We start from the raw sequence: 18,358 nt of genomic DNA, 5'->3' as shown, positions 1-18,358 counted from the left end.
CGCTGATTTGTGCGGACGGGCCGCGAGGCTCTAAGATAATCGAGTTGCTCCGGACGGGGTGAAGGGCTCTGAAGGCCCGTCACGACACGTCTGGAACCGACTTCCGGGGCTGTGGCGCAGCTGGTAGCGCACCTGCATGGCATGCAGGGGGTCAGGGGTTCGAGTCCCCTCAGCTCCACGGGGGTATGGCGCAGTTGGTAGCGCGTCTGCATGGCATGCAGAAGGTCAGGGGTTCGAATCCCCTTACCTCCACGGAGTTGCTCGTATCAAAAGTGCATCCGAGCTGTGAGGCCGCCCGATGGGCGGCCTCACGCGTTTCCGGAGGAGGGCAACCGCCCCGCGGCCTAGCTCTGCCCCTCGGCTCCGGCAGCGAGGTTGGCCTTGATGGTTTCCATGACGGTCGTGTCCGCAAGGGTCGTGACGTCGCCGATCGGGCGCTGCTCTGCGACGTCGCGCAGGAGCCGGCGCATGATCTTTCCCGACCGCGTCTTGGGCAGCTCAGGGACGATCATGATCTGCCTCGGCCTCGCGATCTTGCCGATCTCGTGTTCGACGTGCTCGCGCAGTTCCTGCACGACGTCGGGCCCGCCGTCTCCCGCGTCTGCGCGGAGAATGACAAACGCCACAATCCCCTGGCCGCCCACCTCATCCGAGGCCCCCACGACCGCGGCCTCGGCTACTTTGGGATGCGCCACGAGGGCCGACTCGATCTCTGTTGTCGAGAGGCGGTGCCCGGAGACATTCATGACGTCGTCCACGCGTCCGAGCAACCAGATGTCGCCGTCCTCGTCGCGCTTGGCCCCGTCGCCGGCGAAGTACAGCCCAGGGAACCGCGACCAGTAGGTCTCGACGTACCGCTTGTCATCTCCCCAGATCGTCCGCAGCATGGCTGGCCACGGCTCGGTCAGCACAAGATAGCCTCCGGACCCCTTCGGGACGGGGCGGCCCTCGTCATCCACGACATCGGCGAAGACCCCGGGCAGTGCGCGCATGGCGGCGCCCGGCTTCGCCGGCGTGACACCCGGCAGGGGGCTGATCATCTGCATGCCGGTTTCGGTCTGCCACCAGGTGTCGACCACCGGCACTCGACTGTGGCCGATGTTCTCGCGATACCAGACGTATGCCTCGGGGTTGATCGGCTCCCCGACGGTACCGAGCACCCTGAGTGAGCCCAAGTCGAAGCGTCCGGGGATGTCCTCGCCCCACTTCATGAAGGTGCGGATGGCCGTGGGCGCGCAGTAGAGGATCGAGACCTTGTATTTGTCGATGATCTCCCACCACCTTCCCCGGTGCGGGGCGTCGGGGGTCCCCTCGTAGAGCACGGACGTCGCAGCGTTGCTGAGCGGCCCATAGACGATGTAGCTGTGCCCCGTCACCCAGCCGATGTCCGCGGCCGTCCAGAAGACGTCGGTGTCGGCCTTGAGGTCGAAGACGCCCCAGTGGGTATAGGAACAGCCGACCAGGTAGCCGCCAGAGGTGTGGAGGATGCCCTTGGGCTTCCCGGTCGTGCCAGAGGTGTACATGACGTAGAGCGGATGCTCGGCGTCGAAGGCCTCCGGATCGTGGTGGATGTCGGCCTGTTCGACCGTCTCATGCCACCAGTGGTCGCGCCCCTCCGTCCACCCCACGTCCTGGCCCGTGCGCCGCACTACGAGCACACTGTGGACGTCCGGGCAGTCCACGAGCGCCTCATCGACCGCAGGCTTAAGGGCCGTGGCGTTGCCCCTGCGGTACCCGCCGTCGGCCGTGATGACGACGTGCGCGTCACAGTCCAGGATGCGGGCCTGCAGCGCTTCGGAAGAGAATCCGCCGAAGACGACCGTATGCGGAGCCCCGAGCCTCGCACACGCGAGCATGGCCACGACGGTTTCCGGGATCATCGGCATGTAGATGGCCACCCGGTCACCGGCCCTGACCCCGAGGCCCGCCAAGGTGTTGGCCGCCTGGCACACCGCTTCGGTGAGCTCTGCGTAGGTGATGGTGCGGCTGTCGCCCGGCTCGCCCTCGAAGTAGAAGGCCACACGCTCCCCGAGGCCCGCCTCCAGGTGCCGGTCCAGGCAGTTGTACGCCACGTTCAGGCGCCCTCCGACGAACCATTTGGCAAACGGGGGATTCGACCAGTCGAGAACTGTCTCCCACTTCTTCGACCACGTGAGCCGCTCGGCCTGCTTGGCCCAGAACGCGAGCGGATCGCGCTCGGCCTCGGCATAGGCGTCTTCGTGCAGGTTCGCGGATGAGGCGAACTCTGGCGACGGAGGGAAGACGCGCTCCTCGGTTGTCAGGTTCTCCAAGGGAGAGGGACGCGGCCCCTCTGGGGCGGTGGCCATCCTGCTGCCTACCTTGCTGCCCAGACGGGAAGCAATGATCGCTTCCAGGTCGCGTTGACGACGGTCGCGAACGAACCGTACCAAGCCAGGATCGCGGTGATGATGCCGAGCCAGCCCCCGATGCGGTCGAAGATGGTGGAACCTGAGAAGGCGCCGATGGTGAGGGCAAGGAACGTCAGGGTCAGCATGACGAAGACTGCGAGGACCACGCCGTTGGTCCTGATCGCGGCGACTGTCATATAGGCGGTGAAAATCGTCCAGCCGAGGAGGTAGGCGCCGACGCCAGCGGACCCGGCCTTGCTGGCGACGTCCGGGTTTATCTCGAGCCACCAGAAGGACGCCCAGAAGAATCCAAAGGAGCAGAACGCGGTCGCGCCGAACGTGTTCCCCTTGGCGAATTCCCAGAGCCCGGCCGCGACCTGCGCGAGTCCGCCGTAGAAGAGGGCCAGACCGAGCACAGCCGAGCCCGCCGTCGGGACGACGTTCGCGTTGGCAAGGCTGAGGACGAAGGTTGTCATGGCAAAGGCACCTAGGCCAAGCGCAGCCGGATCGGCGAATGCTGGTCCTACAGTGACTGGGGTCGTTGCCGCGCTGTGAGCTGATGTTGCGGTCATCTCTTGCACTCCGATCAAGTGTTGCTGCTGCGCTGCCACAGCTGCCGGGGCGCGAGCGGGCGAAGCGCCGTGAGCGCGGACCCTTGGCAGGGGTACCAGCGGTCCCTACACGCGCAGGGTACGACCGGATCACCTGTGGCGATAGGGCCCCGAGACTCATCTGGAAGCCTCCGCGTGGCGGCGTGGTTCCCTCGGGCGTGATCCGGTGGCTATGGCGCCCACGAGGCGGTCCTCGCCGCTGTGTCTCCACGAAGCCTTCATCCGGCGTTCACCGGCCCCTCGGCTGCCGGTACACGTCGGGAGGCGACGATGGTCCCGTGCAGATCACCGAGTACATCGACCTCGTCGAGGACCTCGCCTCCGCCGTGCTCAACGGCGAGGGCACTGCGGCCGCGAGCCTGGCCCAGACCGTCAAGTCTGCCGGCCGGGAGGTCCGCAGCCAGGCGCTGCAGACGGACTGAGGTCCCTAGCCGCGCTCCCCGTGGCGGCGCATAGTGGTCTCGACCGAGACCCACGCGCCACCGGAGCGACGCCATGCAAGAAACCCAGCGCCCCATCGGCTTCCTCCTGCGGACCCTGGACCGGCTGCTCGAGGAGCGCTTCGACGAGGCGCTCGAGCGGCATCGGCTCAGCCGGCGCCAGTGGCAGCTCCTGAATGTCCTGGCCGACACCCAGGCCACGGTCGCCCAGCTCGACGAGGCGATAGCGCCCCTGCTCGATGACGGGGCGGAGGAGACGAGCGAGCGGCACCTCGAGCCCCTGCTCGGCGGCGGCCTCGTCGCGGAGAAGGGCGGGGTCTACCGGCTCACGGACCTGGGCCGGATGGAGCTGCACGGCGCGCGGGACACGGTCCACGGGCTGCGCGCGCAGACGGTCCGTGGCCTCGAGGACGGCGAGTACGAGCGCACGCTCCGGGCCCTCCAGGCCATGATCGACAACCTCTCAGTCTGAGGCGCGCCCCCGGGGCCGGACCGCCCCCGACGACTAGGTCCCCGGGCGCTGGCTCACCACGGCCGGCGGGTGAGGCCGAGGCCGGGCTTGCGCTGGTGCACCGAGAGGTAGCGCAGGCCCTCGGCGCCGGCGGTGAACTGGCGGCGCGAGCGCTTGGGCAGCCACACGAGAGCCCCGGGCGCGAGGGCCACCTCGCCGTCCTCGGTGGCGAGGGTGCCGTCCCCGGCGATGACGTGGAGCAGCACATCGAGGTCCGGCCCGACATGCTCGCCGATGGTGCCGTGGGGCGGCAGGGCGATCACGTTCGAGTCGAGGTCGCGGTTGCCCATGGTGAGCCGGAAGACGGCCCCCGAGGCGTCGGCGTCGTGCTCCTGTGCCAGCGCGCGGGTGTCGGTGAGCACCCGCGGCAGGGGAGTGGAGGCGGTCCGCGTCACCCGGATGCGCCACACGGGGCCCCGCTCGAGGTACACCCAGGAGGAGGCGCCGTACTGGTCGTCGTCGAACTCCGCCCGCAGCGGCCCGGGTTCGACGTTCGTCACGAGCACGAACGACTCGCCCACCGCGAGGTTCGCGAACGCCGCGAACACCGCCCGCTTGCGCTGGGGCTTGGGGATCGGCCTGACGTCGAGGTCCATGAACGGCAGGATAGTCCCATGGCTGACCACGGCGAGCGCCTCACGATCCCCACACCCGTCTCCGACGTCTCCGGCGTCTACTCACGCCCGGACGGTGCGGACGCCACCGTCGTCATCGCGCACGGCGCCGGGGCCGGCATGGACCACCCATTCATGGTCGCCTACGCCGAGGCGCTCAACGCGCTCGGTCTGGCGACCCTACGGTTCAACTTCGCCTACATGGAGGCGGGCAGGAAGCTTCCCGACCGGGCGCCGAAGGCGGTCCCCGTGTGGGCGGCCGTGCTCGAGGAGGCGCGGCGCCGCTCCGCCGGGGAACCGGTGTGGGCGGCGGGGAAGTCCTTCGGCGGCCGCATGGCGTCCCTGGCCGTGGCCGAGGGCGCCATGGAGCCCGCCGGGCTCGTGTTCCTCGGTTACCCCCTGCACCCGGCCGGAAAGCCCGAGAAGCTGCGCGACGAGCACCTGTACGGGATCACGCTGCCGATGCTGTTCCTCTCCGGCACCCGCGACACCCTCGCCGGCGCAGACCTGCTCGAGGGCGTCGTGGCGAAGCTCCCCACGGCCACCCTCACCTGGCAGGAGGGCGGCGACCACTCCTTCGCCATCAAGGGCGCCAGGCGGAGCCCTGCGGAGGTCGTGGCCCCGTTGGCGCGGCAGACGGCCGACTTCGTGCGCAGCGCCGCGCTCTAGCCCCACCTCATGCAGGGGGCGGGGCCGGCACGGGAGGCTCCTCCCCGCCGTCGTGCGTCCCCGGGTCGTCCCGGTCGGCGCGGAGGGCCCGCACGGCCGCGCTCACCGTCGGGTAGAAATGGTCGACGCCGAACCTCGCCCGGGTGCCGAACCGCACGAGCCTGTCCTTCATGGGGCCCTTCAGCTCGGCGAACACGAGCTGGATGCCGCGCTGCGCGAGCCACTCGTCGAGCTCGATGAGCTCCTCGAGCGCCGTGGTGTCGATCCCGGTGATCGGCTCGGCGGCGAGGACCAGATGGGTGACGGGCCTGCTGGCGGACTCGACGAGCGAGCGGAGGAAGTCCGTGAGGACCGAGCCGTTGGCGAAGAAGAGGGGCGCATCGAACCGCGCGAGGATGAGGCCCGGGATGCGGGTGCCCTCGGGGTGGCGGGAGAGGTCGTGGTAGCCGGGCACCTCCTCGAGGTGGCCGAGCTCGGCGCGGTACGGCGTGAACGCCCGCCGGACGAACTCGAGCAGGGCCAGCCCGATCGCCACGAGGATGCCCGGGAGCACACCGAGCGTCGTGACGCCCACGAACGTGGCCGCCATGACTGCCGCCTCCGCCCGGCTCATCCGCACGAGCCGGACCATCTCGGGCACGTCCACGAGGCCGGCCACGGCCACGATCACCACGGCCGCGAGCGTCGCGGTCGGCAGGTACGCGGTGGCGCCCGGCGCGAGGAGCATGAAGGCGAGCACGAGGACGGCGGCCACGACCCCGGCGAGCTGGCTGCGCGCCCCCGCCGCCAGCGCCACCGGGGTCCGCGACCCGCTGGCCGAGACCGGGAGGCCGCCGAGGAGCCCGGTCGCGGCGTTCGCCAGCCCGATCGCGCCGAGCTCCCGGTTGCCCGAGACATCGCCGCCGTACCGTGATGCGAGGCTCTTCGAGAGCACGCCCGAGTCCGCGAACGTCATGAGTGCGATTCCGGCCGCCGGCACCACGAGCGCCAGCGCGTCGCCCCACCCGAGGCCGCCCAGCGGCGCGGGCGGCAGCCCGGAGGGGAGGGCGCCGGCCACCGCGGTCCGGGCGCCCAGCCCGAGGACCCAGGTGGCCAGCGCCGACCCGACGACGGCCGCGAGCATGCCCACGAGCCGCCACCCGAGCAGCCCGGCCGCAGCCATGACCGCCAGCGAGCCCGCGCCCACCGCGAGCGAGACCGGGTTGGCCGCACGGAGTGCCGATGCCAGCGCCGCGAGCTCCTCCCACGGCGTGGCCCCCGCGGCATGGAGTCCCAGCAGCGTGGCCAGCTGGGACGCGAAGACCACGAGCGCGAGCCCGCTGAGGTATCCGAGCCGGATCGGCCGCGACAGCAGCTGCGTCACGACCCCGAGCCGCAGGATCGAGCCGATCACCATGATGGCGCCCATGAGCAGGGCGAGGAGGCCCGCGAGCGCGACGGCGCGCTCGGCGCTGCCCGCCGCGAGCGGCAGGACGGAGGCCGCGATGAGGGGCGCGAGCGCGGAGTCGGGCCCCAGCACGAGGACCCTGCTCGGCCCGACGAGGGCGTAGACGGCCATCGGGACCACGGTCGCATAGAGGCCCGTGACCGGCGGGAGCCCCGCGGCCTGCGCGTACGCCATCCCGGCCGGAATGAGGAGCGCGAACAGCCCCGCTCCGGCCACGGCGTCGTCGCGCAGCCACCGCGGCTCATAGTGCCGCAGCCAGGGCGCGAGGGGGATCCAGCGCAGCACGCGGCCACCAGCCTCCGTGCCGCGTGTCTGCCTCCGGCCCACGCCCATGCTGGGATGATGCGGCGCAGCCCCTCCCCGCCGCCAGTGCCGGTGGCAGGATGGGAGGGTGAGCACAGCCATCGTCGTCGGCAGCGGACCCAACGGCCTCTCTGCGGCCGTGCACCTGGCGGCCCACGGCGTCCGGGTCCGGGTGCTCGAGGCCCAGGCGGAGATCGGTGGAGGATGCCGCTCGTCCGAGCCGACGCTGCCGGGGGTGGTCGCCGACGACTGCTCGGCATTCCACCCCCTCGCCGCCGCGTCGCCGTTCCTGACCGGGCTGGGGCTCGAGGAGCACGGCCTGCGCTGGCTGTGGCCCGAGGTCCAGCTCTCGCATCCCCTCGACGGCGGCCGGGAGGCGGTCCTGTGGCAGGACCTGGCCCGCACCACGGCGGGACTCGGTGCGGACGGCCCGGCGTGGGACGCGCTCGTGGGCCGCGCCGCCCGCGATTTCGGCACCATCGCCGGCGAGTTCCTCGGCCCGCTGCTCCATGTGCCCCGGCACCCCCTGGCCCTCGCCCGCTTCGGGGCCGACGCCGTCCTCCCGGCGACGGTCACGGCTCGCCGGTGGCGGGGCCAGGAGGCGAGGGCCCTATTCGCCGGCATCGCCGCGCATGCGTTCGCCCCCCTCCACACGCCCCTGACCACCTCCGTGGGACTGGTCCTGGCCGCGTCCGCGCACGCGGTCGGGTGGCCGGTCGCCGCGGGCGGATCGGGGACCATCGCCGCCGCGCTCGCAGCCCGGCTCGCGGACCTCGGGGGGACCATCGAGACCGCCGCCCCCGTCACCTCGGCCCGGGAGCTCGACGGCGCGGACCTCGTCCTGCTGGACCTCGCCCCCGGTGCCGCCGCCCGGCTCCTCGCCCGGCGCCTCCCCGCGAGCACAGCAGCGGCCTACGCCCGCTACCGCCACGGCCCCGCCGCCTTCAAGGTCGACTTCGCGATCGAGGGGGACATCCCCTGGCAGGCAGAGCAGTCCCGCCGCGCCGGCACCGTGCACCTCGGCGGCACGCTCGAGGAGATCGCCGCGGCCGAGGCGGACGTGGCCCGAGGCCGGATGCCGGCACGGCCGTTCGTCCTCGTGGGCCAGCAGTACCTCGCCGACCCCTCACGGTCGCGGGAGGGCATCAACCCCATCTGGGCCTACGCCCACGTCCCGCACGGCTACCCGGGGGATGCGACCGAGGCGCTCACGGCCCAGATCGAGCGGTTCGCCCCCGGCTTCAGGGCCAGAATCCGGGCGACCGCCGTCCGGGGACCGGCGGCCCTCGAGGCGCACAACGCCAACTACGTGGGCGGCGACATCGGCACGGGTGCCACCTCCGGGCTCCAGCTCCTGGCACGCCCCCGCCTGGCCGTCAACCCCTACGCGACCGGGGTCCCGGGCGTGTACCTCTGCTCCGCGGCGACCCCGCCCGGACCGGGGAGCCACGGGATGTCCGGATACCGGGCCGCGCAGGCCGCACTGGGGTGGCTGGCGCGCCGCTAGGGTGGACGGGTGCACGACCCACGCAGGCCAGACTTCCCCTTCGACGAGCTCCGACGCCACCCCGATGTCGAGGCGCCGAACCTGTTGGCCTTCGACGCGACCGACAGGCTCCTCGGTGCCCGCGGCATCGACCAGGCGGCGGCGCGCGGACTGGCGGGGCGGGAGATCGCGGTGATCGGCGACGCCTACGGCGCGGTGACGCTCCAGCTCGCCGCCGCCGGACTCACCGGAGTCCGGGTCCACCAGGACCTCGTGACCGGCCGGGCGGCGCTCGCGGGCAACGCCGCGGCCCTCGGCCTCGCGGGCACCTACGAGGCCCACGAGCTGGACGCCGGCCTGCTCTCCGGTGTCCGGCTGGTCCTCGCGCAGCTCCCGCGCGGCCTCGCGGAGCTCGAGGAGCTCGCCGACGCGGTCGCCCGCTGGGCGGCCGGCGACGTCGTGCTCGTCGCCGGCGGGCGCGTCAAGCACATGACGCTGGCCATGAATGCCGTCCTCGGCTCCCGCTTCACGGAGGTCGGCGCCGGGCTCGCGGTGCAGAAGTCGCGGCTGCTGACCGCGGCCCGCCCGCGCCCCGTCCCGGAGCGGGCGCCGTTCCCGGTGTGCACGGCGCACGACGACGTGGGCCTGACCCTGTGTGCGTTCGGCGGCGCCTTCGCGGGTCCGCGGCTCGACCTCGGCACGCGCTTCCTGCTCGGATTCCTCGACCGCATGCCCGGAGGCCCCGGGAGCTCCGCCGTCGACCTCGGATGCGGCACCGGCGCCCTCGCCGCCGCCTACGCGCTGCGCCATCCCGGCGCGCGCGTGGTGGCCACGGACCGCTCGGCCGCGGCGGTCCGCTCGGCGCGCGCCACTATGGAGGCGAACGGCGTCGCCGGGCGGGTCGCCGTGGAGCACGACGATGCCGGCGGCTCGCTGCCCGAGGCCTCCGCCGACGTCGTGCTCCTCAACCCGCCGTTCCACCTGGGGGCGAGCGTCCACGCGGGAGCGGGCCTCAAGCTCATCCGCGCCGCCGGGCGGCTGCTGGCCCCCGGCGGCGAGCTGTGGTGCGTGGCGAACAGCCACCTCGGCTACCGGGCCGTGCTCCAGAGCGCGGTGGGCAGGACCGAGGTGGCAGGGCGCGACCGGAAGTTCACCGTGACGCGTTCGGTGCGCCGGGACCGCCCCCGGGACGTCCGCGCCACGGACCCGCGGGCCTAGGGCCCTTCTCGTGCTCCGCCGCCCGGCGTACCGTCGGAGGGACCATGACCGAACAGCAGCCCTACGAGCTCCTCCGGCGCTACGCAGACTTCGAGCTGCGGCGCTACCCCGCCCACACCGTGGCAGAGGTGGAGGTGGACGCGTCCTTCGACCGGGCGGGCAACGCCGCCTTCCGCCACCTCTTCAACTACATCAGCGGGAACAACACGGCCCGGCAGTCGCTGGCCATGACCGCACCCGTGGTGCAGGGGGCGGCGCCGGGGCGGCCCCCGTCCCAGAAGGTGACGATGACCGCCCCCGTGCTCCAGAGCGGGCCGCTGGATGCCAGCCGTGCCGGCGGCGCCGCCGCGGGGGAGGGCGCCTACGCGGTGGCGTTCGTGCTCCCTGCCGGCATGACCGAGGAGTCGGCTCCGGTGCCCGCCGATCCGCGGGTGCGGATCCGCACTGTGCCGGGTTCGACGGCGGCCGTGCTGCGCTTCTCCGGCCGCGGCTCCGGCGAGGCATTCGCCAAGCGCAGCCGGGAGCTGCGGGACGCGATGGCCGCGGCCGGCCTCGAGCCCTCGGGGCCGCCCCGGTTCGCCCGCTTCGACCCGCCCTTCAAGCCCTTCTTCCTGCGCCGCAACGAGGTGGTGCAGGACGTGGCGCGGCCCTAGCCGCGGCGGCAGGAGTGCCGGACCTGCCCTACCCCGAGGCGACGGCGAAGAGCCCCGCGACGCCGAGCAGGTAGAGGACCAGCACGATGAACGAGTCGACGCCCATGCCCGCGATGCGGCGCTTGGGTCGGAAGATCAGGCTCATGACGTAGACGAGGGTCAGCAGTATCGCCAGCGCGGTGAGGTAGATGTCGGTGTTGTGCGCCTGGGGCAGCACCGGCTGGCCCGAGATGAGCACTGCGACGAGGAAGAGGACGGGCAGGAAGGCATTGCCGCCGAAGATGTCGCTGACCGCGAGCCGGTAGTCGCCCTGCTTGACCGAGGCCAGGCCCGTGGAGATCTCGGGCAGGGAGGTCGCCAGCGCCAGGATGGTGGCGCCGAAGAGGACTCCGGAGAGGCCGATGTGCCCGGCGATCGCGTCCCCGCTGCGTTCGAGCGCGACGCCGGCGCCGAGGGTGGCGATCGCTGCCACGGAGAAGATCAGCGCCGCGCGGCCTGTGCTGACCTTCTTGCTGCCGTCTCCGGAGTCCTTGCTGTGTCCCTGGGGCTTGGACTGGGAGCCGGGGGCATTGCCCTGCTCGTGCCAGGGCAGGCCCTTCTGGCTGCGCTGGACGGCGAGGAGGCCCACGATCCACACGGCGGCGATCAGGACGGCGGCAGGGGTCAGGCGGAAGGCGACGAGGCTCGAGGGCATCTGGCTGCCGGCCACGACGACGCCCAGGACCCCGACGACGGTGACCGCCTCGATCACGAGCGTCAGCGAGGACGCGCGGTACATCAGCGGTTCCCCCTTCCGGGTGCCGATCGCGTCCAGGGCCACTAGGACCACGGTCTGGACCGCGATGCCTCCCAGGATGTTGCCCACGGCGACGCCCAGATTGCCTGAGAGGGCCGCACTCACGGTGATCGCGATCTCGGGCAGGTTGGTGGCGACCGCGAGCAGGATCAGGCCGCCCAGCGCCGAGCCCAGGTGCAGCCGCGCATCGAGGACGTCGGTCTGCTTCGAGAGCTGGATGCCCGCGACCCATATCACCGCGGCGGCGACAGCGAAGAGCAGCAGCAGTGCCCACAACGGCCAAGACGACATCCGCAATCCTCCGATCACTCCGCGGCCAGGAGCAGGGGCGCACCCGGCCGGCTGGTGCGCTCCTTCCCGCCGCTTGCGCCATGCAAACAATTGCGTTTGTGCAAATGCTGGGCCGAAGTGCGGTGCGGCACGCGGACGGTGGGAGAATTGCCTTCGCGGTAACGTACTCCGAAGTAGCGCGTCCGCGATTCTGCCGAGAGGACCCAGTGACGGAGCCCCGCCAGTCAGCCGCCCGACGTGGCACCAACCTGCCTCGCATGGGCGACTTCAACCTCACCGTCATCCTCGACGCCATCCGCCGGTCCGAGTCGGGACTCAGCCGCGTCGAGCTCGCACAGATCGTGGGCCTGTCGCCCCAGACCATCTCCAACATCTCGCGCCGCCTGCTGGACCAGAAGCTCATCGTCGAGGCCGGGAAGGAAGGCTCGGGGCCGGGCAAGCCGCGCACCATCCTCCGGCTCAATCCGCAGGGCATGTACGCGCTCGGGGTCCACCTCGATCCGAGCCTCGTCACGGTGGTGCTCCTCGACCTGGTCGGCCAGATCGTGGTGAAGGAGATGTTCGTGACCCCCCGCAGCCAGGAGCCCGACGAGGTCGTCGCGGCCATCGCGGACTCCATCGAGGGGCTCCTGGATCGCTCCGGGATCCCCCGCGAACTCGTGGCCGGCGTCGGTGTGGCCGCCCCGGGACCCATCGACCTGGACCGCGGCGCCGTGGTCGGACCGCCGCTGCTGCGCGGCTGGGTCGACGTCCCGCTGCGGGCGATGGTCGAGGAGGCCACGGGCCTGCCGACCACCATGGACAAGGACGTCACCGGTGCCGCCGTCGCGGAAACCTGGGCCGGGGCTCCCGGCGGGGCGGACAGCTTCGCCCTCTTCTACCTGGGCACCGGACTCGGCTGCGGCCTCGTCCTGGGCGGCGAGGTCTACCGGGGCAGCTCGGGCAACGTCGGCGAGATCGGGCACATCATCGTCGACCCGGACGGTCCGGAATGCTTCGACCGGTGCGGGATGCGCGGGACCATCGCCACCGTCCTCGAGCCCGTGCGGCTCGTCGGCGAGGCCATCCAGGCCGGCGTTCTCTCGCCGCTCGGCGAGGAGCCCACGGCCGGGGACTTCCAGGAGGCCTTCGCGCACCTGAGCCGACTGGTCGGGGAGGGCGACGAGCGCGCCGTCGCGATCCTCGGCGCGGCCGCGCGGAAGCTCGCCTGGGCGGCCGCCGTGGTCGGCAACCTCCTCGACGTCGACCGGCTCGTCCTGGGAGGACCCTTCTGGGCGCCGGTGGCCGACTTCTGCCTCGCCGTGCTGCCCGACATGGTCAACGACCTCCTCGCCGCGCGCGGCATCCACCGGGTCGAGATCGCCGGGACCGTGCTGGGCGACGACGTCGGGGCCGTCGGGGCCGCGTGCCTCGTGCTCGAGCGCGCGCTCGCCCCGAGGGCAGAACGGCTCCTGCTCGGCGGGTAGCATGGGCACCAAGCCGCCGGCGCACGCGCCCGGGCGGTGCGAGCACAGGAGGGGGACGCCATGCTCCAGCACGTCGACACGGGATCGCCGGCGCCGCCGCTGACGGCCGGCGAACTCGACGAGGCGGCGCGCGTCATCGCGGCAGTCTCCCGGCAGTTCGAATCGAAGGTCGTGGGCCAGGACCGGCTGCGGCAGACGCTGCTGATCGGCCTCCTCACCGGCGGCCACGTCCTGCTCGAGTCGGTCCCCGGGCTCGCCAAGACCACCGCGGCCTCCACGCTCGCGGACTCGATCCGCGGCTCCTTCCGGCGCATCCAGTGCACGCCGGACCTCCTGCCGAGCGACATCGTGGGCACGCAGGTCTACGACGCGCGCGATGCGAGCTTCACGACCCAGCTCGGCCCCGTGCACGCCAACATCGTGCTCCTCGACGAGATCAACCGCTCCAGCGCCAAGACGCAGAGCGCCATGCTCGAGGCGATGCAGGAACGCCAGACCAGCATCGGCGGGGAGGTCCACCGTCTGCCCGAGCCGTTCCTCGTGCTCGCGACCCAGAACCCGATCGAGCAGGAGGGCACCTACCAGCTGCCTGAGGCGCAGATGGACCGGTTCATGCTCAAGGACGTGCTCGACTACCCGACGCCCGAGGAGGAGGCCGAGGTCCTGCACCGGATCGACCGGGGGGTCTACGCCGATGATGCCTCCGCCGGACCGGCGGCCGGCCTCGACCAGATCAGGGGGCTCCAGGCCGCGGCCCGCCGGGTCTACCTCGACCCGGCGATCGTGCGCTACATCGTCGGGCTGACCTACGTGACACGGCACGCGGAGCAGTACATCGATCCGCGGCTGGCAGGCTACATCGAATTCGGCGCGAGCCCGCGCGCGTCCATCGCGTTCGCCGCCGCAGCCAGGGCGGCGGCCCTCCTGTCCGGGCGCGACTACGTGGTCCCCGAGGACGTCAAGTCGCTCGCGCACCGGGTGCTGCGCCACCGGGTCATCCTGGGCTTCGAGGCCGCCGCGGACCAGGTGCCCGTCGAGACGGTCGTGGACGCGCTGGTCGCGGCCGTGCAGACCCCCTAGGCGCACCGTGCAGACCAGCCTCGTGGCGAGGGTCGCCTCGAAGATGTTCATCTTCGCCCACCGCCGGGCGCGGACGATGCTCGACGGCGAGTACGGCGCGGTGTCCCGCGGCCGCAGCCTCGACTTCGACGACCTGCGCGCCTACACCCCCGGCGACGAGATCCGCGACATCGACTGGAAGGCCTCCGCCCGCCTCGGGTCGCCCCTCGTGCGGCGCTACGCGGCCGTCCGCAAGCAGACGGTCATCCTCGTGGCCGACACCGGGCGGGGCATGGCCGCGGTGTCCCGGAGCGGGGACCCCAAGCGCGAGATCATGCTCATGGCGCTCGGCGTCATGGGCTACCTGGCGCACCGCCACGGCGACCAGCTGGCCCTCGTCGCCGGGGACTCCGCGGCCACCGCCGCGCACCCGTCCCGCACGGGCCAGGCCCACCTCGAGCAGATCCTGCGCCGCCTCGAGTCCTCCGCCGGCGCCTCTGCTGCCCGCAGCGACCTCACCGCCCAGCTCGCCCACGTGGCCCGGACCGTCCGGCGTCGCGGCCTGCTCGTCATCGTCGCCGACGAGGCAGCGCTGGACGAGGAGGACGAGGCGCTCCTGACGCGTCTCGCTGTCCAGCACGAGATCCTGTGGATCACGGTCCTGGACGCCGAGCTCGTCGGCGCCGCCGCGCCCCGGCGCAGCTACGACGTCGACGGCGGGGCACCGCTGCTGGGCCGGCTCGCAGCCGAGGAGGAGGTGGTGCGCGACTACGGGCGCCTCATGGCCGAGCGCACCGAGCGCCGCGAGCGGATCCTGAACCGTCTCGGCATCGTCGAAGGCCGCCTCGGCTCCGTCGACGAGGTCCTTCCGGGCCTCTTCCGGCTCCTGGAGAGGCATCGCCGTGCCCGCTGACACACCGTTCTACGGCCCCTTGGCCTACTCGGGATTCTGGCTCTTCCTGGGCCTGGCGCTCGCGGCCGCCGCCGTCGGCTGGGTCGGCTACGCCGTGGTCAGCACCCGGCCGCCCCGGGCCGTGGCAGAGGCGTCCATCCCGCGCTTCCACGCCTCGCCCGGCCTCCGCCGGGTGTACCTGGGCAGGATCGAGGAGATCGCCGCGCTGCTCGAGGCGGGGGAGATCGGCTCCCGCACGGCCGCCCAGGAGCTGTCGCAGATCGTGCGCGGGTTCGTGCAGGAGGCCACCGGCGTCAGGGCGTCCCGCATGACCCTCGAGGAACTGCGCCGGCAGCCGGTCCCGGCGGTGGCCACCGCCGTCGAGCGCTTCTACCCCGGCGAGTTCTCGGCCCCGGGAGAGCCTGACGCCGAGGCCGCTCTCGCCGCCGCCCGGACGGTGGTGGACTCATGGACCTGAACTACGCCTGGCTCCTCGTGCCGGGGGTGCTGGCCCTGGTCGGCGCCGCGGCGCTTGTGCTGTGGAGGAAGAAGGGCACGGACGACGCCGTGCTGGTCGCCCACGGCGATCGCCTCGCCTCCCTGCCGAGCTACCAGCGACTGGTACGCCGGCAGCGGATCTGGCTCGCTGTCGTGGTCGGCGCTGCGCTCGTGCTCGCCGGCGCGCTCCTCGTCGCGGCCGCCCGGCCCATCCTCGCCTCGTCCCAGCGCCCCGAGCAGCGCAGCCGTGACATCATCCTGTGCCTGGACACCTCCGGGTCGATGAGCCGCGCCGACTCGGCGATCGTGGATGTCTTGGCCTCCATGGTGCGGGACTTCCAGGGCGAGCGGATCGGCCTGACCATCTTCGACGGCAGCGGGGTGCAGGTCTTCCCCCTCACCGACGACTACTCCTACATCGAGGAGCAGCTGGGCCGGGCGCAGTCCGCCTTCGACCAGCGCGGCGGCGACCCGTCCTTCTTCGAGGGGACGTCCCAGGGGCGCGGCACGTCCCTGATCGGCGACGGGCTGGCCGCGTGCGTGACGAACTTCCCGCGGCTCGGCACGGAGCAGCGCTCGCGGTCCGTCATCCTCTCGACGGACAACTACCTCGCCGGCCGGCCGATCTTCACGCTGCAGCAGGCCGCCGACCTCGCGAGATCGAACCAGGTCAAGGTCTACGCCCTCAACCCCGCCGACTTCGGCGGTGCCACCGCCACCGAAGAGGCCGTCGGCCTGCGCACGGCGGCGGAGTCGACCGGCGGGACCTACTTCCCGCTGCGGAGCACCACCGCGGCCCGCAGCATCATCGCCCAGATCCAGGCGAGCGAGGCGACCGCAACCAAGGCCGCGGCCCGCGGTCTCGTCGCGGACACGCCGGAGGTTCCCCTGGTGATCGCCCTGGCGGCGGCCCTGGTGCTCGCGCTGGGCCTGTGGAGGGTACGGACATGACCGTGCTGCCCGTGATCCCCTGGTGGGCCGCTCTCGCGGCCAGCGCCCTGATGCTCGGCGGGGTGGGCTGGGCCGCGTGGCGCGCCGTGGCGGCGGGGCGGCCGCGCACGCCCTGGATCCTCCGGGGCCTGCTGGCGCTGTGCCTCGTCGCGGCCGTGTGGCGGCCCGGCATCCCCGGCGCCGAGGCGCAGGGCGCCGCGAGCGACGTGAACGTGTTCTTCGTCGTCGACCTCACCACGAGCTCGACCGCCGAGGACTATGGCGGCCGACCCCGCCTCGACGGCATGCGCGCGGACATGGAGGCCATCGCCGAGCGGCTCGGCGGGGCCAAGTTCGCCGTCATCACGTTCGACACCAGGGGCAGCGTCAGGATGCCCCTCAGTGCGGACACCTCCGCGCTCGAGGCGACCGCCGAGACCCTGCGTCCCGCCTACTACGTGTACTCGCAGGGCTCGAGCATCACCGCCGGAGCGGACGCCCTGAGGCAGCGGCTCGAGGCGTCGGCCCACGGTGCCCCGGAGCGCCAGCGCGTGGTCTTCTACCTCGGCGACGGCGAGCAGACGAGCGCGACCGCACCGGCGCCGCTGGGGATCGACCGAGGGCTCGTCAGCGGGGGAGCGGTGCTCGGATACGGCACGGCCTCCGGCGGCCGCATGCGGGAGAACGCCCCGGACGCCAAGGGCGAGCAGCCCTACCTGCTCGACCCGTCCACCGGCGCCGACGCCGTGAGCCGGATCGACGAGGACGCCCTGCGCGGGCTCGCGGGCCAGCTCGGCGTCCCCTACGTGCACCGCGGACCAGGCGACGCCGTGGACGCCGCCCTCGTCCAGGCGCAGCCGGGAACCCTGCGGCCCACGGCAGAGTCCGGCCTGTTCGGCCGGTTCGAGCTGTACTGGGTCTTCGCCCTGGCCGCCTTCGGGCTCACCCTCGCGGAGCTCGTGCGTTCGGGCCGCGCCCTGCTGGAGATCCTGCCGGTCCGGAGGCCAGGATGACGGCGCTGCTAGGACGCCGGCCCACGGCTGGCCCCGGGCCCGCCGAGGAGAGCGCAGACGAGCGCACCGCGCGGCTGCGGCGCCGGTCGAGGCTGCTGCTGGGCGGGCTGCCGTTCGTCCTGGCCTTCCTGCTGGCAGCGGCGAAGCTGGTGGGCATGAGCGCCTTCGCCCAAGGGGCCATCGTGGCCTTCGACGGCAAGGATGCCGGCGGCGTCGCCTCGGCTGCGGCGGGCATGGGCTTCCTGGACCTCGTCGAGACGCACAAGTCCCACTTCGCTGCGGGCGACGCCGCGGTCCTGGCGGGGGACTGGCCGCGGGCACGCGCCGAGTTCGAGGAGGCACTGCGCCGGACCGGACCCGACGACGAGTGCACCGTGCGGGTCAACCTCGTGCTCACGATCGAGAAGCTCGGCGACGCGGCGCGGGAGGCGGGCGACGCCCCGAAGGCGGGGGCGCTCTACCGCGACGGGGAAGCGGTGGCCGAGGCTGCGCCGCAGGGGTGCTTCCAGCAGAACAGCCCCCAGAACCAGCAGCAGCAGGGCCAGAGGCTCGACGAGGCCAAGGACCGGCTGCAGACCAAGCAGGGCAGCCCCGACCCCTCGGGACAGCAGGGCCAGCCAGGACAGCAGGACCAGTCCGGGCAGCAGGGCCCCGCCCCCTCGCCCTCGGCCGCGCCCCCGCCGGGGCAGGGCGGCACGCCCCAGGACCAGCGCCTGCGCGACCTCGAGCGCAAGTCCCAGGCCGGCCAGCAGGAACGCTCGGACGGACAGCAGCGCGACGACTACCTCGACTCCCCGCCGACCGCCCCCGTCGACAGGCCCTGGTAGCCGGACGGCCTTCGGTCACATTCCGTCACTGCAGGACACATTCGGGCGGGGGCTTGATGGACCCGCTCCTGCCTTTCTAGGCTCGTAGGCAAGTTGCTCGTGCAACGTGTCAGCGATCCCCCTCAGCGGGGATGTGGGTGCCCCCGTGTGGGCCTGACATTTGCCGCAGGGACCAGTCCTGGTCAGCAGCGCCAGCCGCGGCGGCGCCACAGGAGTGGACCTCCCCTGCGATCCCTGAAGAACACTGCTCTTGCGATGCGCCGTG

General features: G+C 72.6%; 18 protein-coding genes and 2 tRNA genes. 15 read left to right on the top strand and 5 right to left on the bottom strand.

Features of this window, described 5'->3' with window-relative positions:
- Nucleotides 1–105: 105 nt before the first annotated feature.
- Nucleotides 106–178 (top strand) — tRNA-Ala (locus tag SA2016_RS11470).
- 1 nt (nt 179) lies between these two features.
- Nucleotides 180–252 (top strand) — tRNA-Ala (locus SA2016_RS11465).
- 92 nt (nt 253–344) lie between these two features.
- Here the strand turns inward: SA2016_RS11465 and acs are convergent.
- Nucleotides 345–2,327, bottom strand: a complete 1,983-nt coding sequence (acs, locus tag SA2016_RS11460; RefSeq protein ID WP_066498147.1) for an acetate--CoA ligase — start codon at nt 2,325–2,327, stop codon at nt 345–347.
- A gap of 8 nt (nt 2,328–2,335) precedes the next feature.
- Nucleotides 2,336–2,941, bottom strand: a complete 606-nt coding sequence (locus SA2016_RS11455; RefSeq protein ID WP_066502388.1) for an acetate uptake transporter — start codon at nt 2,939–2,941, stop codon at nt 2,336–2,338.
- A gap of 317 nt (nt 2,942–3,258) precedes the next feature.
- Between SA2016_RS11455 and SA2016_RS21455 the strand changes: the two genes are divergently transcribed.
- Nucleotides 3,259–3,402, top strand: coding sequence for a hypothetical protein (locus SA2016_RS21455; protein WP_157089128.1), 144 nt, complete (start codon nt 3,259–3,261; stop codon nt 3,400–3,402).
- A 73-nt stretch (nt 3,403–3,475) separates the two neighbouring features.
- Nucleotides 3,476–3,892, top strand: coding sequence for a winged helix DNA-binding protein (locus SA2016_RS11450; protein WP_066498146.1), 417 nt, complete (start codon nt 3,476–3,478; stop codon nt 3,890–3,892).
- 53 nt (nt 3,893–3,945) lie between these two features.
- Here SA2016_RS11450 and SA2016_RS11445 read toward each other — a convergent pair whose 3' ends face one another.
- Nucleotides 3,946–4,527, bottom strand: coding sequence for a DUF2249 domain-containing protein (locus SA2016_RS11445; protein WP_066502386.1), 582 nt, complete (start codon nt 4,525–4,527; stop codon nt 3,946–3,948).
- 18 nt (nt 4,528–4,545) lie between these two features.
- On the opposite strand from SA2016_RS11445, the gene SA2016_RS11440 reads away from it, so the two are divergent.
- Nucleotides 4,546–5,214: an alpha/beta hydrolase family protein gene (locus SA2016_RS11440; RefSeq protein ID WP_066498144.1), complete on the top strand. Its 669-nt coding sequence runs from the start codon at nt 4,546–4,548 to the stop codon at nt 5,212–5,214.
- Between the two features lie 7 nt (nt 5,215–5,221).
- Here SA2016_RS11440 and SA2016_RS11435 read toward each other — a convergent pair whose 3' ends face one another.
- Entirely contained in the window at nt 5,222–6,946 is a 1,725-nt protein-coding gene (locus SA2016_RS11435; RefSeq protein WP_244932803.1) for a SulP family inorganic anion transporter, read from the bottom strand.
- Nucleotides 6,947–7,052: 106 nt separating this feature from the next.
- Between SA2016_RS11435 and SA2016_RS11430 the strand changes: the two genes are divergently transcribed.
- The 3 genes from SA2016_RS11430 to SA2016_RS11420 are packed head-to-tail and all read left to right on the top strand — an operon-like array spanning nt 7,053 to nt 10,321.
- Nucleotides 7,053–8,471 (top strand): phytoene desaturase family protein, encoded by a 1,419-nt coding sequence (locus SA2016_RS11430; protein ID WP_066498141.1) that lies wholly within the window; start codon nt 7,053–7,055, stop codon nt 8,469–8,471.
- A gap of 9 nt (nt 8,472–8,480) precedes the next feature.
- Complete coding sequence (locus tag SA2016_RS11425) at nt 8,481–9,668, top strand: class I SAM-dependent methyltransferase (protein ID WP_066498140.1); 1,188 nt, start codon at nt 8,481–8,483, stop codon at nt 9,666–9,668.
- Nucleotides 9,669–9,712: 44 nt separating this feature from the next.
- On the top strand, nt 9,713–10,321 hold the full coding sequence (locus SA2016_RS11420) for an SOUL family heme-binding protein (protein ID WP_066498139.1): 609 nt from the start codon (nt 9,713–9,715) through the stop codon (nt 10,319–10,321).
- 28 nt (nt 10,322–10,349) lie between these two features.
- On the opposite strand, the gene SA2016_RS11415 is transcribed toward SA2016_RS11420, so the two are convergent.
- Nucleotides 10,350–11,408: a sodium:calcium antiporter gene (locus SA2016_RS11415; protein WP_066498137.1), complete on the bottom strand. Its 1,059-nt coding sequence runs from the start codon at nt 11,406–11,408 to the stop codon at nt 10,350–10,352.
- Nucleotides 11,409–11,665: 257 nt separating this feature from the next.
- On the opposite strand from SA2016_RS11415, the gene SA2016_RS11410 reads away from it, so the two are divergent.
- From SA2016_RS11410 to SA2016_RS11380, 7 genes are read left to right on the top strand one after another with little or no spacing between them, the layout of a single operon-like run.
- Nucleotides 11,666–12,874 (top strand): ROK family transcriptional regulator, encoded by a 1,209-nt coding sequence (locus SA2016_RS11410; protein WP_066498135.1) that lies wholly within the window; start codon nt 11,666–11,668, stop codon nt 12,872–12,874.
- A gap of 60 nt (nt 12,875–12,934) precedes the next feature.
- A complete protein-coding gene (locus SA2016_RS11405; RefSeq protein ID WP_066498133.1) occupies nt 12,935–13,954 on the top strand; it encodes an AAA family ATPase in 1,020 nt (339 codons plus the stop codon).
- 7 nt (nt 13,955–13,961) lie between these two features.
- Complete coding sequence (locus tag SA2016_RS11400; RefSeq protein WP_229710990.1) at nt 13,962–14,846, top strand: DUF58 domain-containing protein; 885 nt, start codon at nt 13,962–13,964, stop codon at nt 14,844–14,846.
- The gene (locus SA2016_RS11395) at nt 14,836–15,303 is read left to right on the top strand and encodes a hypothetical protein (protein ID WP_066498129.1); all 468 of its coding nucleotides are present in this window, start codon (nt 14,836–14,838) and stop codon (nt 15,301–15,303) included. Before SA2016_RS11400 ends, SA2016_RS11395 begins: the two co-directional genes overlap by 11 nt.
- Nucleotides 15,294–16,274 (top strand): vWA domain-containing protein, encoded by a 981-nt coding sequence (locus tag SA2016_RS11390; RefSeq protein WP_066498128.1) that lies wholly within the window; start codon nt 15,294–15,296, stop codon nt 16,272–16,274. The genes SA2016_RS11395 and SA2016_RS11390 overlap by 10 nt, the downstream gene beginning before the upstream one ends.
- Complete coding sequence (locus tag SA2016_RS11385) at nt 16,271–17,266, top strand: vWA domain-containing protein (RefSeq protein ID WP_066498127.1); 996 nt, start codon at nt 16,271–16,273, stop codon at nt 17,264–17,266. Before SA2016_RS11390 ends, SA2016_RS11385 begins: the two co-directional genes overlap by 4 nt.
- Complete coding sequence (locus SA2016_RS11380; protein ID WP_066498122.1) at nt 17,263–18,093, top strand: hypothetical protein; 831 nt, start codon at nt 17,263–17,265, stop codon at nt 18,091–18,093. The genes SA2016_RS11385 and SA2016_RS11380 overlap by 4 nt, the downstream gene beginning before the upstream one ends.
- Nucleotides 18,094–18,358: the final 265 nt, after the last annotated feature.

This window comes from Sinomonas atrocyanea, from assembly GCF_001577305.1.
Lineage (GTDB): Bacteria > Actinomycetota > Actinomycetes > Actinomycetales > Micrococcaceae > Sinomonas > Sinomonas atrocyanea.
This window is presented reverse-complemented; position numbering and strand designations above follow the sequence as displayed.

Coding starts and splice junctions, on each gene's coding strand:
- acs (WP_066498147.1), bottom strand. CDS start 2,327: ATGGCCACCGCCCCAGAGGGGCCGCGTCCCTCTCCCTTGGAGAACCTG.
- SA2016_RS11455 (WP_066502388.1), bottom strand. CDS start 2,941: ATGACCGCAACATCAGCTCACAGCGCGGCAACGACCCCAGTCACTGTA.
- SA2016_RS11450 (WP_066498146.1), top strand. CDS start 3,476: ATGCAAGAAACCCAGCGCCCCATCGGCTTCCTCCTGCGGACCCTGGAC.
- SA2016_RS11445 (WP_066502386.1), bottom strand. CDS start 4,527: ATGGACCTCGACGTCAGGCCGATCCCCAAGCCCCAGCGCAAGCGGGCG.
- SA2016_RS11440 (WP_066498144.1), top strand. CDS start 4,546: ATGGCTGACCACGGCGAGCGCCTCACGATCCCCACACCCGTCTCCGAC.
- SA2016_RS11420 (WP_066498139.1), top strand. CDS start 9,713: ATGACCGAACAGCAGCCCTACGAGCTCCTCCGGCGCTACGCAGACTTC.
- SA2016_RS11415 (WP_066498137.1), bottom strand. CDS start 11,408: ATGTCGTCTTGGCCGTTGTGGGCACTGCTGCTGCTCTTCGCTGTCGCC.
- SA2016_RS11410 (WP_066498135.1), top strand. CDS start 11,666: ATGGGCGACTTCAACCTCACCGTCATCCTCGACGCCATCCGCCGGTCC.
- SA2016_RS11405 (WP_066498133.1), top strand. CDS start 12,935: ATGCTCCAGCACGTCGACACGGGATCGCCGGCGCCGCCGCTGACGGCC.
- SA2016_RS11390 (WP_066498128.1), top strand. CDS start 15,294: ATGGACCTGAACTACGCCTGGCTCCTCGTGCCGGGGGTGCTGGCCCTG.
- SA2016_RS11385 (WP_066498127.1), top strand. CDS start 16,271: ATGACCGTGCTGCCCGTGATCCCCTGGTGGGCCGCTCTCGCGGCCAGC.
- SA2016_RS11380 (WP_066498122.1), top strand. CDS start 17,263: ATGACGGCGCTGCTAGGACGCCGGCCCACGGCTGGCCCCGGGCCCGCC.